The sequence below is a fragment of the Promicromonospora soli genome, assembly GCF_014653785.1.
GTDB lineage: Bacteria > Actinomycetota > Actinomycetes > Actinomycetales > Cellulomonadaceae > Promicromonospora > Promicromonospora soli.
The window spans coordinates 505,781-519,228 of the sequence record NZ_BNAS01000003.1 but is presented as its reverse complement, the minus strand read 5'-3'; the positions used below and the strand labels follow the sequence as shown (position 1 = coordinate 519,228).

General features: G+C 71.2%; 13 protein-coding genes. 3 read left to right on the top strand and 10 right to left on the bottom strand.

Features of this window, described 5'->3' with window-relative positions:
• Window positions 1-60: 60 nt before the first annotated feature.
• On the top strand, window positions 61-954 hold the full coding sequence (locus IE250_RS12410) for a sulfurtransferase (RefSeq protein ID WP_189669577.1): 894 nt from the start codon (window positions 61-63) through the stop codon (window positions 952-954).
• A 4-nt stretch (window positions 955-958) separates the two neighbouring features.
• Here IE250_RS12410 and IE250_RS12405 read toward each other — a convergent pair whose 3' ends face one another.
• Complete coding sequence (locus IE250_RS12405) at window positions 959-1,258, bottom strand: DUF3175 domain-containing protein (RefSeq protein ID WP_189669576.1); 300 nt, start codon at window positions 1,256-1,258, stop codon at window positions 959-961.
• Window positions 1,259-1,323: 65 nt separating this feature from the next.
• Between IE250_RS12405 and IE250_RS12400 the strand changes: the two genes are divergently transcribed.
• Complete coding sequence (locus IE250_RS12400; RefSeq protein WP_189669575.1) at window positions 1,324-1,779, top strand: SufE family protein; 456 nt, start codon at window positions 1,324-1,326, stop codon at window positions 1,777-1,779.
• A gap of 9 nt (window positions 1,780-1,788) precedes the next feature.
• Here IE250_RS12400 and metG read toward each other — a convergent pair whose 3' ends face one another.
• The 6 genes from metG to IE250_RS12370 form a co-directional block, all read right to left on the bottom strand.
• Window positions 1,789-3,528, bottom strand: a complete 1,740-nt coding sequence (metG, locus tag IE250_RS12395; RefSeq protein ID WP_189669574.1) for a methionine--tRNA ligase — start codon at window positions 3,526-3,528, stop codon at window positions 1,789-1,791.
• A 121-nt stretch (window positions 3,529-3,649) separates the two neighbouring features.
• Window positions 3,650-4,582 carry a hypothetical protein gene (locus tag IE250_RS12390; RefSeq protein WP_189669573.1) on the bottom strand — a complete coding sequence of 311 codons (933 nt, stop codon included), beginning with the start codon at window positions 4,580-4,582 and terminating at the stop codon, window positions 3,650-3,652.
• 58 nt (window positions 4,583-4,640) lie between these two features.
• Window positions 4,641-5,936, bottom strand: coding sequence for an NAD(P)/FAD-dependent oxidoreductase (locus IE250_RS12385; RefSeq protein WP_189669572.1), 1,296 nt, complete (start codon window positions 5,934-5,936; stop codon window positions 4,641-4,643).
• Window positions 5,933-6,733, bottom strand: a complete 801-nt coding sequence (locus tag IE250_RS12380; RefSeq protein ID WP_189669571.1) for an amino acid ABC transporter ATP-binding protein — start codon at window positions 6,731-6,733, stop codon at window positions 5,933-5,935. The genes IE250_RS12385 and IE250_RS12380 overlap by 4 nt, the downstream gene beginning before the upstream one ends.
• On the bottom strand, window positions 6,730-7,533 hold the full coding sequence (locus tag IE250_RS12375; RefSeq protein ID WP_189669570.1) for an amino acid ABC transporter permease: 804 nt from the start codon (window positions 7,531-7,533) through the stop codon (window positions 6,730-6,732). Before IE250_RS12375 ends, IE250_RS12380 begins: the two co-directional genes overlap by 4 nt.
• Before the next feature lies 1 nt (window position 7,534).
• A complete protein-coding gene (locus tag IE250_RS12370) occupies window positions 7,535-8,473 on the bottom strand; it encodes a substrate-binding periplasmic protein (protein WP_189669569.1) in 939 nt (312 codons plus the stop codon).
• Between the two features lie 202 nt (window positions 8,474-8,675).
• Between IE250_RS12370 and IE250_RS12365 the strand changes: the two genes are divergently transcribed.
• Window positions 8,676-9,869: a CdaR family transcriptional regulator gene (locus tag IE250_RS12365; RefSeq protein ID WP_189669568.1), complete on the top strand. Its 1,194-nt coding sequence runs from the start codon at window positions 8,676-8,678 to the stop codon at window positions 9,867-9,869.
• Between the two features lie 38 nt (window positions 9,870-9,907).
• On the opposite strand, the gene IE250_RS12360 is transcribed toward IE250_RS12365, so the two are convergent.
• Genes IE250_RS12360 through pdxR form a run of 3 tightly spaced genes read right to left on the bottom strand, consistent with a single transcriptional unit; the run spans window position 9,908 to window position 13,415 of the window.
• Complete coding sequence (locus IE250_RS12360) at window positions 9,908-10,876, bottom strand: aminoglycoside phosphotransferase family protein (RefSeq protein WP_189669567.1); 969 nt, start codon at window positions 10,874-10,876, stop codon at window positions 9,908-9,910.
• 60 nt (window positions 10,877-10,936) lie between these two features.
• The gene (locus IE250_RS12355; protein WP_229872391.1) at window positions 10,937-11,881 is read right to left on the bottom strand and encodes a phosphotransferase family protein; all 945 of its coding nucleotides are present in this window, start codon (window positions 11,879-11,881) and stop codon (window positions 10,937-10,939) included.
• A 13-nt stretch (window positions 11,882-11,894) separates the two neighbouring features.
• Window positions 11,895-13,415: a MocR-like pyridoxine biosynthesis transcription factor PdxR gene (pdxR, locus tag IE250_RS12350; protein WP_229872390.1), complete on the bottom strand. Its 1,521-nt coding sequence runs from the start codon at window positions 13,413-13,415 to the stop codon at window positions 11,895-11,897.
• Between the last annotated feature and the right edge of the window lie 33 nt (window positions 13,416-13,448).

Below are 13,448 nucleotides of genomic sequence, written 5' to 3'. Positions count from 1 at the left end.
TCTTTTCGCCACGACCGCGTGTTCATATGCTCTACCAAGCACGTCCATCGAGGAGGAACCATGCCTGCCCCCATCGACCCGTCGGACAAGATCGCGCAGTACGCCCACCCCGAACGGCTCGTGAGCACCACCTGGCTGGCCGATCACCTGAAGGATCCGGGGGTCGTCGTGGTCGAGTCGGACGAGGACGTCCTCCTCTACGAGACCGGGCACATCCCGGGCGCCGTGAAGGTCGACTGGCACACCGAGCTGCAGCACCCCGAGATGCGTGACTACCTGGACGGCGCGGCGTTCGCCGCCCTCATGGGCAGCAAGGGCATCACACGCGACACCACCGTCATCCTGTACGGCGACAAGAACAACTGGTGGGCCGCGTACACGGCCTGGGTTTTCACGCTGTTCGGACACTCCGACGTGCGCCTGCTCGACGGCGGCCGCGGGCTGTGGAGCGCCCAGGGCCGCGAGCTCACCACCGACGTGCCTGCGCCCGCGCCGGTCGAGTACCCGGTGGTCGAGCGCGACGACGTCACGATCCGCGCCTTCCGCGACCAGGTCCTGGCGCACCTGGGCAGCGGCCCGCTCGTCGACATCCGCTCCCCGCAGGAGTACACGGGCGAGCGCATCGCCATCCCGGACTACCCGGAGGAGGGCGTGCTGCGCGGCGGCCACATCCCGACGGCGCGCAACGTCCCGTGGGCGACGGCGGTCGCCGAGGACGGCACCTACAAGACGCGCGCCGAGCTCGAGGCGATCTACACGTCCGGCCTGGGCCTGGCCCTGGACGACGCCGTGATCACCTACTGCCGCATCGGCGAGCGCTCCAGCCACACCTGGTTCGCGCTCACCTACCTGCTCGGGTATACGAACGTGCGCAACTACGACGGCTCTTGGACCGAATGGGGCAACGCGGTGCGGGTCCCGATCGCCACGGGCAGCGAGCCGGGCACCGTCTGACAGGTCACGCGCGCCCGAACTGCTTGCGCAGCTCGTCCTTGGCGCGCTCGAGGACATTGCGCTGGTCCGCGTCGAGCTCCTTGCCCGCCCGGTTGACGTAGAACGTGAGCATCGACATCGCCGAGCGGTACGGGGAGCTCTTGCGCCGGTCGCTCGCCTCTGCGGACCGCTTCAGGGACCGGGCGATCCGCGCCGGGTCCTTCCACGTGAAGACGCCGTCCTCGAGATCCAGAGCGTCGCTGCCCTCGGTGACGCTCTGGGACCAGCGGTTGCGGCCCTCGTCAGACCGCTTGTTATCGGCCATGTACCAACCGTACGACGCCGCCCGGTGGCTCGCCCGAGCCCTGCGGGCGGTGGGAGGATGACCAGATGAGCACCCACGACGTCGACCTGCCCGAGGCCCTCGCCGAGCTGCGTGACGCCTTCCTAGAGACGCCCGAGCGCGACCGCCTCCAGCTTCTGCTGGAGGTGTCGCGCGAGCTCCCGCCCCTGCCCGCCAAGTACGCGGACGCGCCGGAGAAGCTGGAGCGCGTCCAGGAGTGCCAGTCCCCCGTCTACGCCATCGCCGAGGTGGACGACGCCGGAGTGGTCGCCTTCCACGCGACGGCACCTGAGGAGGCGCCCACCACCCGCGGCTTCGCGTCGATCCTGGCGCAGGGCCTGACCGGGCTCACCGCGCAGCAGGTGCTGGACGTGCCGGAGGACTTCCCGCTGCAGCTCGGCCTGACGAAGGTGGTCAGCCTGCTGCGGCTCAACGGAATGGCGGGCATGCTCACCCGCGCCAAGCGCCAGGTCCGCGAGCAGCTAGCCGCCGCACAGGTCTGACCTGCGCGATCAGGCGTCGGCGCCGCCGAAGCGGTCGCGGTAGCCCTCCAGTTCCTCGTCGGTGATCTTGGCGAACAGCACCGGCGGCACGGAGAAGGCCGTCCCGGCGGGAACGGCGTCGAGCGACATCGCTGCCTCGGGCGTGACCCAGGTCGTTGCGTCGCCGTCGAAGGCGAACACGTTGCGGAGCGTCGCGGCCGTCTCCGGGATGAACGGCTCGGAGACCACTGCGTACAGGTGGATCAGGTTCATCGCCGTCCGCAGCGAGACCGCGGCGGCCTCGGGATCGACCTTGACCTGCTTCCACGGCTCCTTCTCGACCAGGTACGCGTTGCCCGCCGACCACAGCGCGCGCAGGGCGTTCGTCGCCTTGCGGTACTGGAGGGCCTCCATGTGCTCCTCGAGCTCCGCCAGGAGCCGGGCCACCTCCGCGCCGAGCCGCTCCTCCGCCTCACCCGGCTCGCCGCCGGCCGGGACTGCGTCCCCGAACCGCTTGGCGGAGAACGTCAGCACCCGGTTGACGAAGTTGCCGAGCGTGTCGGCCAGGTCCTTGTTCACCGTTCCGGCGAAGTGTTCCCAGGTGAACGACGAGTCGTCCGACTCGGGCGCGTTCGCGACGAGGAAGTAGCGCCAGTAGTCGGCCGGCAGGATCTCCAGCGCGGCGTCGGTGAAGACTCCCCGCTTCTGGGACGTCGAGAACTTGCCGCCGTAGTACGTGAGCCAGCTGAAGCCCTTGACGTAGTCGACCATGGTCCACGGCTCGCGGACGCCGAGCTGGGTGGCGGGGAACATCACCGTGTGGAACGGGACGTTGTCCTTGGCCATGAACTGCGTGTAGCGGACGTCGTCGGCCTGGTACCACCATGACTTCCAGTCCCGGGTCTCGCCGCCCGCTCCGCCGTCCGGCCCGGCCACCGCGGCGTCGGCCCACTCCTTGGTGGCGCCGATGTACTCGATCGGGGCGTCGAACCAGACGTAGAAGACCTTGCCCTCCGCGGCGAGCTCCGGCCACGTGTCGGCCGGGACCGGCACGCCCCACTCCAGGTCGCGCGTGATCGCGCGGTCGTGCAGCCCTTCGGTGAGCCACTTGCGGGCGATCGACGTCGACAGCAGCGGCCAGTCCTTGCTGTTCCCGTCGAGCCACGCCTCGACCTCGCCCTGGAGCTTCGACTGCAGCAGGAACAGGTGCTTGGTCTCGCGGACCTCGAGGTCGGTCGAGCCGCTGATCGCCGAGCGCGGGTCTATCAGGTCCGTGGGATCCAGGACGCGGGTGCAGTTCTCGCACTGGTCGCCACGCGCCCGGTCGTACCCGCAGTGCGGGCAGGTGCCCTCGACGTAGCGGTCGGGCAGGAAGCGGCCGTCGACCGGCGAGTACACCTGCCGGATCGCCCGCTCCTCGATGAAACCGTGCTCGTGCAGGCGGCGCGCGAAGTGCTGCGTCAGCTCGGCGTTCTGCTGCGACGAGCTGCGCCCGAAGTGGTCGAACGAGAGCCCGAAGCCCGCGTAGATCTTCTTCTGCGTCTCGTGCGCCTGCGCGCAGAACTCCGCGACCGGCAGGCCCGCCTCGGTGGCCGCGAGCTCGGCCGGCGTGCCGTGCTCGTCGGTGGCGCAGATGTACAGCACGTCGTGGCCGCGCCGGCGCAGGTACCGCGCGTAGACGTCGGCCGGGAGCATCGACCCGACCATGTTCCCCAGGTGCTTGATGCCGTTGATGTACGGAAGCGCACTGGTGACAAGGTGGCGAGCCATCGCTTGATGCTCCAATTCGTGGGTTCTGACCGTCGGCTGGACCGGCTCGGGGAGCGAGCCGTCGCCCAAGCGTAGGTCTACTCCGCGCTGCGGACGCGGTCGCGGTCGCGGTCCGCGTTGATCAGCGCTGCGGCGGGGCCAGCTGCGGCACAAGGACGACGGTCCGGTTGGGGATGGTGGCGTCGGCAATCGCCTGGAGCATGAGCATGCCAGGGACGTGCGAGCACACCTGGTCCACCGTTTCGATGACGCCGCGCGCAACGAGGGTCTCCCCCGCCGCGGTGTACGCCCTGTGCATCATTTCCCGCTCCTCGGCGGCAAGGTCTCGGTGGAGCTCCTCAAGGCTGGTGCGGTACCGGGTGAGCACAGACTCGGCGACTGCTTCGCGCTGCGTGGAGACGTCGTCGACCAGGCGCTCAACGGCACTGTGCTCCTCCGTTCCGAGACGGATCCAAGTCACCGTGACCAGCGCGGACGCCGCGCAGCAGACCCCGGCGAGCACGAGGTTCAGGCCGAGCGAGGTGCGTGCCGCCCCCGGGAGCTCCGAGAAGGTGATGAAACGGAGAAGGAGGAGCGGAGCTGCCGCCGCGGCGGTGGCAAAGCCTGCGAGCAACCACGAACGCTGGACGAGACCACTCGTGGCCGGGGCCGAGCGTCGGACCGGGAGCAGCGCCATCAGTACACCGACAGTCCCGACCGTGAGGAAGGCCGACGACCACGGGAGGATGGCGAGCATGTCGAAGTCGGCTCGGCTGAAGAAGAACGCGAACGCACCACCGATGCCGAGCGCGCCGAGCACGGTGCCGACGGTACGCCGAGGGGAACGGAGATCGGCCACCGCGGGATCCACGCGGCGAGTCCGAGCGTCGATCTCCTTCCACGCGTCCCGGACCTCGACGTGGTAGTCGCCCACGACCGTGTCGACTGCGGCCGCGTGGTGGGGCAACCCTCGCAACACCTGTCGATCCAGCTCGGCGGTCCGCCGCCAGAACGCCGCTGGCGAGATCTCCTGGGCCCAGTGTTGGGCGAACCGGCTCGACCACATGTTCTCCACGGCGGCAGTCTGCCAGCGCTGGGGCACTTGGCGAACAAGTCCGCCAGGCTCAGTGACCTCACTGGCGGAGCCGATCGAACCGGAAGGGCTGGAGGGCGTCGGGACGGCGGCCCGTCAGGATGTATTCGGCGAGCTTGTGCCCGGTGACGGGGCCTAGCGTGACGCCCAGCATGCCGTGGCCGGTGGCCGCGAAGGCGTTGCTGAGGCCCGGCACGCGGTCGATCACCGGCAGCCCGTCGGGGAGGAACGGCCGGCCGCCGACCCAGGGATCGCGGATCTGGCTGACCAGGTCGTCCGGGTCGTCGAACCACCGGCCCACGTACTGCCGGCTCGCCAGGGCGACGGCGACGATCCGGCGCCAGTCCAGCCGGTTGTTGTTGCCGCTCAGCTCCATCGTGCCGCCGATCCGCGTGGTCCCGCCGATCGGCGAGGCGACAGCCCTGCGCTCCCCGAAGTACAGCGTGTGCCGGGGCGCCGGGTCGAGGTCCACCGAGAAGCTGTAGCCCTTGCCCGCCTGCAGGGGCAGCGAATGCCCCAGGGAGCGCAGCAGCCCGGGAGAACGCATGCCGGCCGCGACGACGACGCCCGCGCAGGAGATCTCGTCCTGAGCGGTGCGCAGCGCCGTGACGCGGCCGCCCTCGGACCGGAATCCGGTGACCTCCATGTTCTCGTGGATCTTCACCCCGGCGGCGATGAGCGCCTCCCCGAGTGCGCGGGCGAACGCCTCCGGGTCCACCACCCCCTCACCCTGGACCAGGTAGGCCGCCCGCACGTCGGGCGACAGGGCGTCGTCCAGCAGGTGGGCATCCTCCCCCGTCGTGACGTCGTCGGGCAGCGGGTATCGGCCGTCCGCCATCTGCCGCTGGATCGCGAGGTGGTGCCGGGCCTCGCCGGGCGACAGGAACGCGTGCACCATGCCGGGGCGGCTCAGCGTCGTCTCGACGCCGGCGTCGTGCAGGCCGTCGAACAGGCCGAACGTGTGGCGGTTCAGCTCCGCGACCGCCGCGTAGCCGCGCCGGAAGGCTGCTGGTGTGCTGCTGCGCCAGAACCGCCACAGCCATCGGACGAACGCCGGGTCCGGCAGCGGCCGCAGGTAGAGCGGCGAGTCCGGGCGTCCCAGCGACCGCAGCGCGTACCGGACGATCCCCGGGGCCGGGACGGGGGTCGAGTGGCTGAGGCAGACCCAGCCCGCGTTGCCCCGCGACGCCCCGGAGCCCAGGCCGCGCCGCTCGACCACCTCCACCTGCAGGCCGGCCGAGGCCAGGTAGTACGCCACGCACAGCCCGACCACGCCGCCCCCTACGACGACGACGGGGCCGTCACCGGCCGACGCCGTGGTGCCGGCACCCGTCATGAGGTGGACCCGTACGAGGCCAGGAACTCCCGGGTCCGGGCCTGGGCAGGGTTGCCGAGCACGTCGTCCGGGTGCCCCTCCTCGACGATCCGGCCGCGGTCGAGGAAGACGACGTGGTCGGACACCTCGCGCGCGAAGGGCAGCTCATGGGTGACCAGCATCATGGTCATCCCGTCCGCGGCGAGCTCCCGCATGACGCTCAGCACCTCCCGGGTGGCCTCCGGGTCCAGCGACGACGTCGGCTCGTCGAAGAGGAGCACGTCCGGCCTGAGGGCGAGGGCGCGCGCGATGGCGACGCGCTGCTGCTCGCCCCCGGAGAGCTGTTCGGGATAGGCGAGGCCGCGGTGGGCCACGCCGACCCGGCGCAGCAGGGCGACCGCTCGCTCCAGCGCCTCCTGCTCCGGCACGCCCGCCCTGCGCTGGGCCAGGACGACGTTCTCCACGGCCGTGAGGTGCGGGAACAGGTGGAACCGCTGGAACACCATGCCGACGGTGCGACGCAGGCCGGGAAGGTCGCGGCAGACCATGCGGCCGTCGTCGTGCACTACCTCACCGGAGACCTCGACCCGGCCCTGGTCGGGGCGTTCCAGCAGGTTGACGCAGCGCATCAGGGTCGACTTGCCGCCGCCGCTCTGCCCGATGACGCTCACGATGCGGCCCCGGCCGACCTCCAGGTGAACGTCGTCGAGCACGAGCCGGCCGTCGAAGGACTTGCGCAGCCCCTCCATCCGTACGACGACCTCGGGGGCCGCCTTGGCGTCGCTCGTCTCCGTGGCCGCTGTGACTGGCTCGCTCATGCCGCCGCCTCCTTCAGGCCGAGGTCCGTGGAACCGGGGCCTGAGGAGCCAGAGCCCGCGGAACCGGAGCCCGCCGAGCCGATGTCGGCGGCGAGCAGCGCGCGGGCCGCCCGCATCCGGCGCCGCCTCCAGGGGGTCAGGGGCACGCCCGCCCGTACCTTCCGCTCCAGCCACAGCAGGACCTGGGACAGGGGGTAGCAGAGGGCGAAGTAGATGGCCGAGATGACGATGTAGACCTCCAGTGCGCGGAACGTGGCCGACGTGATGAGCCGCCCCTCGGACATCAGCTCCGCGGCGGAGATGGTGACCAGCAGCGAGGTGGACTTCAGCAGGTCCACCAGAAAGGTGTTCGTGCCGGGCAGCGCCAGCCGCAGCGCCTGCGGCATGACGACCTGCCCGAAGATGCCCGTCCGGCCCAGCCCCAGCGCCTCGCCCGCCTCGGTCTGCCCCGCGTGCACCCCGCTGATCGCCGAACGGAAGGTCTCGGACAGGTACGCGGCGTAGAACACGGTCAGGCTGAGGGCTCCGGCCATGAACACGTCCAGCCGGATACCGACGGAGGCAAGGCCGAAGTAGGTGAGGAAGATGATGGCGAGGAGCGGGACGTTCTTGAACACCTCGGTGTAGACGGCCGCGACCACGCGGGCCGGCCGGGCCCGGCTCAGCCGCAGCAGCGCCACGACCAGGCCGAGCACGACGGCGCCCGCGAAGCTGACCACCGTGTAGAGGACGGTGCGCAACAGGGCGTCGGTCAGCTCCGACTGGTAGTCGGCCCAGGGCACCTCGAACAGGCCGGACATGTCATCCCCTCGCCGCGATGGTCGGCGGGGTCCAGTCGTCGGGCCGGTCCACGCCCGCACGAGCGGTGGCGAACGCGTCGGTGGGTGTGAGGAACTGCTCGGGGTCACCGCCCCACTTCTCGACGAGCTTCTCCATCTCGCCGTTCTCGTACATGGCGTCGATCTGCTCGGAGACGGCCTTCTCCAGCTCGGTGGCCTCGGGGGGCAGGTAGAAGCCGGTCTGGTAGGGCTGGAAGTACTCGTAGGCGGGCTCGGCCGCGACCTGCTCGGCGGTCGGGGGCGTCATGTACAGGGTGCTGATCTCCAGCTCCGGCCGCTCCGCCTGCGCCGCGGTGACCAGCAGCGGGTCGAGGAAGCCGACGTCGAGCCGGCCCGCCGCGAGGTCGTCGAACACCCCGTTGGCGTCGGGGTAGGCGTGCAGCTCGGCGCCGGGCACGGCCTGGATCGACTCGACCCAGACATAGCCCTCGACGGTGCCCAGCTGCAGGCCCTCCAGGTCGTCGACCGTCTGGTAGGTCTTGTCACCCTTCACGGCCATCACCGGCGGCGAGTAGTAGGGCGGGTCGGTGAACAGACCCTCCTTCTGCCGGTCCTCGCTCCAGGCGACGCCACCGATGGTGATGTCCACCCGGCCGGACTGGACCCCGGCGAGCATGCCCGCGAAGTCGGTCACCTCGGGCTGGATCTCGAGGCCCAGCTGGTCGGCCACGTAGCTGAGGATGTCCCCGTCGAGGCCGACGATCTTCCCGTCCTCGACGCTGGTGTACGGCGCGTACGGCTGGACGGCCACCTTGAGCACGCCGGGCTCGATGGTGCCCAGCGCGGCCGTGTCGGCGGACACGTCCTTCGGTGCGGATTCGCCCGATCCGCCGCAGGCAGCGAGCGCCGGCAGCAGGAGGACGACGGACAGGGTGGTAAGCAGAGAGCGCACACGAGTCATCGGCTTGGTCCTTTCGTTCGTTGAGGAACCCGCCGTTCACCGCGCTGTGCGCGGCGGGGATGCCCGTGAAGGTGTGCATACGCTATTGAGGGCTTGTGCCGTGCGTCACTGGACATCTCGTACGAACTTGTGGTCGAAGGAACAACCGCTGCTGTACGGTTCGTCCAATCTCCCGGCAGCTCCTTCCACGGGAGGAAGGCCAATGCTCAGCCCGTCACTCGCCCAGGAGATCGCCGGGGACACCTCCGCGGTCATCGGCTTCAACGTGCTGATCACCGACGCCGAGGGCATGGTCATCGGCAGCGGCGACGACAGCCGTGTCGGGAGCTTTCACGAGGCGTCCGTCGAGGTCATCCGCACCCGGGAGCTCGCAGCGCACAGCGCGTCGCAGGCGCAGCAGCTACGCGGGGTGCGCCCCGGGATCACCCTGCCGGTGATCATGGACGGGCAGGCCGTGGGGACGGTCGGCATCACGGGACCGCCTGTCCAGGTGCGCCGCTTCGGGCTGCTCGTCAAGCGCCAGACGGAGATCCTGCTCCGCGAGTCGGTGATGCTCCGTTCCCGCCTGCTCGCCGAGCGGGCCGCGGAGAGACTGTTCGCCGACGTCGCCTCGTACGACCCCCACGTCGTGGAGGACGAGTTCCTGGTGTTCCGCGCCGCCGAGCTGGGCTTCGACCTCCGGCTCCGCCGGCTTGCGGTGGCGTTCGAGATCGCGGTGCCCGGCACGGACAGCCGCCGCCAGGGCGCTCCCGGCCGCGACATGGTGCTGGTCCGCTCGGAACTGCTCCGCACCGTCCGCGATGTCTTCGCCGGGCCTCAGGACATCGTCGCGAGCACGGCGCCGGGGCGGATCGGCGTGCTCCACCGGCTCCCGGCCGGCCAACCGGTGACGTCGCTGGTGGACGACTGCCGGCGGGTCGCCGACGTCATCGCCGCTCAGGACGGCCTGACCACCCGGGTGGGCATCGGCGAGCCGGCCGACACGGTCGCCGGGCTGCACGAGTCATATCAGGACGCTCGCGACGCGCTCCGCCTGGGCGCGCGCGTGGCCGGGGGTCCCACCATCCACCTCATCGCCGACCTGCGCGTCCACCAGGTCCTCACGGCAGCGGGCCAGCCCGCCCGCCACCGCCTGCTCGACCTCACCGCGGCGGCGCTGCGTGCCGAGCCGGACTGGCCGCTGCTTCGCGACACGATCACGGCCTGGTGCGAGAGCGGGTTCAACCTCGTGCGGGCCTCCGCGGCCCTGCACATCCACCGCAACACCATCGTGTACCGGATGGGCAAGATCGAGCAGATCACCGGCCGTCCGCTCCGGGACCACCGGACCACCATGGCCCTGTACCTCGCCTGCCTCGCCGATCAGCTCGACGGCGAGGACGGCGCCGATCTCTGAGCGACGTCCTGGGGCGCCGGGAGTCTGCCGACGTCCGGCTACCCCGCGTCGTGCAGGCGGTCGCGCAGCCACGGGATGCAGGCCTCTGCCTGGATCCGCTGGAACGCCCGCACGTGCGGGATGCCGGGCGGCGGGTCCTCCAGCGAGGTGCGCACGAAGTAAGCGGTCTGCACAGCTACCCACACGGTGACGGCCTCGGGCTCGACGCCCGCCCCCAGCGGCGTCCGCTCCAGGACCTGCTCCGGGGCGGGGCCGCCCGTGGCGTGCACGACCGGGAGCATGCCGGTCTGGTCCAGGAACTGAGCCCCGCGCACGGCGTGCGGCCAGTCCACGGCCACCGCCTCCTCCACTCGGTCGGGCCCCTGGACGATGAGCGCGTTGTCGGCGCGCAGGTCGGCGTGCACCAGGTGCGGGCCGCCGAATGCCTCGGCCTGGCGTTCGGGCGCGGCGATCTCGGCCATGCGGTCGAGGTTCGCCGCGAGCCACGGGTCGTACGTGGCCAGGCCCGCAGGCCGTTCGTCGGCCAGCAGGGCGGCCTCGGGGAAGGCGTGGTCGCTGAAGGCGGGGAACACGCCGACGTCGGGCACCTCGTGCTGCGCGATGCGGCCGGCCAGGTCGAGCAGGCGGTCGAGGTCGTCCAGGTCCCACGGGTCGGTCCGGGGCGCACGCCCGTGCACGACGTCGGAGGCGATCACCACCCACGCACGGTCCGCCGCCTCGGCGTCGGGCAGCTCCATGATCCAGCGGAACCCGGGCGCGGGGACGCCGTCAGGCAGAGCCGCGGCGCGCGCCGCCTCCTGGCGGTGCAGGCGTGCCGCGATCTCGTACTCGGTCGACGCGACCTTCACGAAGACGCTGCCGGTCGCCGACTCCAGCGTGAGCGCCCAGCCGGGCGAGTACCCGCCGTCGTGCGACGTCCACGCCGTGACGGGGCCACCGACCTTGGCGACTATGGCGTCGCGTACGTGCGCCGGGAGGTCGGGCCAGGTGGGTCGGACGCGGGTCATTCGGCGATCATGCCAACCGGCGGTCGGACCTGACGAGGAGAAATCGACACAGGCATGGCTTCAACGCACGAGCCGCCGCATGTCGCCGGCGATGCCCTCCAGCGGCGACCTATTGCCGATGGAAGCGAACCAGTCCCATAGCTCCAACGCGTGGTAGAGCTGGTAAACAGCAAGGCGCTCGCGCCAGTCTTCCGGCAGAGCACCGTAGCCGTCGAAGAGCGCATTGCGTTTGGTCTCGTCGCCGCGCATCGAGTAGGACTCGGTTTTCGCCAGATCGAGGAGCGGGTCGGCGGCGATGGCATTCTCGACGTCGATGAACCCGGTGACGGTCCAGTCACCCTGGACTCGGGTGACGAGGATGTTGCCCTCATGGAAGTCGTTGTGACAAAGCACCGGGGCCGGGCAGCGATGGAAGAGCCCGGCCTGTTCCGCTACTCGTGCCTCCACGGCCCGATGGAGTTCTGGGTCGCCGCCGAGATCGGCAAACTCGTTGAGCTTCTTCGCGAACTGGCGTGCCATGTACACGGCGTTGGTGGGCGCCGGGTCCACGATGCCGGTCACCATGTAGCCATACGCGTCCTGTCGGATGCGGTGCACCGAGGCCAGCAACTCGCCCATCTGGCGATAGATCTGCCGTATCGCTGCGGCGTCGAGCCCTGCGCTGACCTCGGACAATGGCTGACCGTCCAGGAGCGTCATCAGCGTGAAGGCCTGATTGTCCGGACCGCCGGCGCTCTCGCTGTAAAGAATGGCCGGGACACGGCTGACGCTGTTCCCGGCCAGCACCTGATAGACGTGTACTTCCTTCTCCTGCTTCCAGACCCACTGGTCGGAGTAGATCTTGATGATCAGCCGGAGCGTCGGTTCGGTGCAGCGCACCTCGTAGACGGTGCTCAGGTGCCCGCCGGTGCGTTCGACCACCTGGGCAACGGACGCGGAGGGATAGGCCTTGTGCAGGAGGCTCTCCGCCATCTGCACCGTCAACGTGCTCGGGTGATGGGACACGGGGAAACCGTATTCACCAGCCGCTCCCGACGACACCCATTATCCGCCGCACCGCCTCGTGCAGGCGGTCCGGGGTGTTCGCGGCGTAGCCGATCACCAGGCCCGGCGGCCCGGCGCCCACCCGGTGCGCCGACAGCGGGTGCACCCGCACCCCGGCCTCGGCGGCACGCCGGGCCACGACGGCGTCGTCCACACCGGGCGGCAGCGTCACCAGCAGGTGCAGGCCGGCGGCCACGCCGTGGGCGGTGCCGTCGGGGAGGTGAGCCGCGAGCGCCGCCAGCAGGGCGTCGCGGCGGGCGCGGTGTCGGCGTCGGACCTGGCGGAGGTGCCGCTCGAACCCGCCCGAGGTGATGAAGTGCGCCAGCGCGAGCTGGGGCAGGGCGGGGCTCGCGAGGTCGGTCCAGTACCGGGCCTCGACCAGCTCGGACCGCAGCGCTGCGGGCGCGAGCAGCCAGCCGATCCGGATGGCGGGGGCGAGCGTCTTGGAGACGCTGCCCAGGTGCACCACGTGGTCGGGCGCCAGGGCGCGCAGCGCCGGGACGGGCGGTCGGTCGTAGCGGTGCTCGGCGTCGTAGTCGTCCTCGATGACCAGGCGGCTCGGCATTCCGCCCTGGCCCGACGTCGGTTCGGAGCGCACCCAGGCGATCAGCGCCCGACGCCGTTCCGGCCCGAGCACGACGCCCGTGGGGAACTGGTGCGCGGGCGTGACCACGACGGCGTCGAGCCCCGCGTGCTCGAGGGCCTCCACGTCGAGCCCGTCCTGGTCCACCCGGACGGGGACGGGCTCCAGGTCCCACCGCCGGAGGTGCTCGCGCGCGCCGAACGAACCCGGGTCCTCGAACCCGATCCGGTCCACCCCGCGGGTGATGAGCGCCCGGGCGAGCAGCATCAGGCCTTGCGAGACGCCGTTGACCACGAGGATCTCGTCCGGGTGGGCGCGCAGCCCGCGGGTGCGGGCGAGCCAGCCCGCGAGCGCCTCGCGGAGCGCGGGCAGGCCACGCGGGTCGCCGTAGCCGAGCTCGCTCGACGCCAGGCCGGTCAGCGCCGCCCGCTCGGCGCGGGCCCAGGCGGCGCGCGGGAAGGCGGACAGGTCGGGCAGGCCGGGCGAGAGATCGATCAGGTCGGTTGCCGGGCCGGCCAGCCCGGACATCGGCCCCGCCGGGTCGGCCAGGCCGGGCATCGGGCCGGCCGTGCCGGACGGCGCGGCGCGCACCGCCCCGGCGCGGGGCCGGATCTCCGGCGCGGGCGACGGCGTCCATGCGGCACGGACGGTGGTGCCGCCGCCGTGCCGCCCGGACAGCAGGCCCTCGTCGGTGAGACGCCGGTAGGCGTCGACCACCACGCCGCGCGAGCAGCCGAGCTGGTCGGCGAGCACCCGGGTAGCGGGCAGCCGGTCCCCCGGGACGAGTCGGCCGTCGGAGACCGCGCTCCGCACCTCCTCGGCGAGCCACGCGGTGAGGCTTCCGGGCGGAGCCTGCGCGGGATCGAGCTGGAGGAAGTCGGCCCCGCCCATCTTGGTCTCCTTCTTCGTCATGAACTTGGCTCTGTCAGGTATACCAAGAAGCAG

Bases quoted from the DNA above. Each gene is read 5' to 3' on its own strand.
- IE250_RS12385 (WP_189669572.1), bottom strand. From the start codon at position 5,936: ATGACGGGTGCCGGCACCACGGCGTCGGCCGGTGACGGCCCCGTCGTC.
- IE250_RS12405 (WP_189669576.1), bottom strand. From the start codon at position 1,258: ATGGCCGATAACAAGCGGTCTGACGAGGGCCGCAACCGCTGGTCCCAG.
- IE250_RS12400 (WP_189669575.1), top strand. From the start codon at position 1,324: ATGAGCACCCACGACGTCGACCTGCCCGAGGCCCTCGCCGAGCTGCGT.
- IE250_RS12370 (WP_189669569.1), bottom strand. From the start codon at position 8,473: ATGACTCGTGTGCGCTCTCTGCTTACCACCCTGTCCGTCGTCCTCCTG.
- IE250_RS12380 (WP_189669571.1), bottom strand. From the start codon at position 6,733: ATGAGCGAGCCAGTCACAGCGGCCACGGAGACGAGCGACGCCAAGGCG.
- IE250_RS12375 (WP_189669570.1), bottom strand. From the start codon at position 7,533: ATGTCCGGCCTGTTCGAGGTGCCCTGGGCCGACTACCAGTCGGAGCTG.
- IE250_RS12365 (WP_189669568.1), top strand. From the start codon at position 8,676: ATGCTCAGCCCGTCACTCGCCCAGGAGATCGCCGGGGACACCTCCGCG.
- IE250_RS12360 (WP_189669567.1), bottom strand. From the start codon at position 10,876: ATGACCCGCGTCCGACCCACCTGGCCCGACCTCCCGGCGCACGTACGC.
- pdxR (WP_229872390.1), bottom strand. From the start codon at position 13,415: ATGACGAAGAAGGAGACCAAGATGGGCGGGGCCGACTTCCTCCAGCTC.
- metG (WP_189669574.1), bottom strand. From the start codon at position 3,528: ATGGCTCGCCACCTTGTCACCAGTGCGCTTCCGTACATCAACGGCATC.
- IE250_RS12410 (WP_189669577.1), top strand. From the start codon at position 61: ATGCCTGCCCCCATCGACCCGTCGGACAAGATCGCGCAGTACGCCCAC.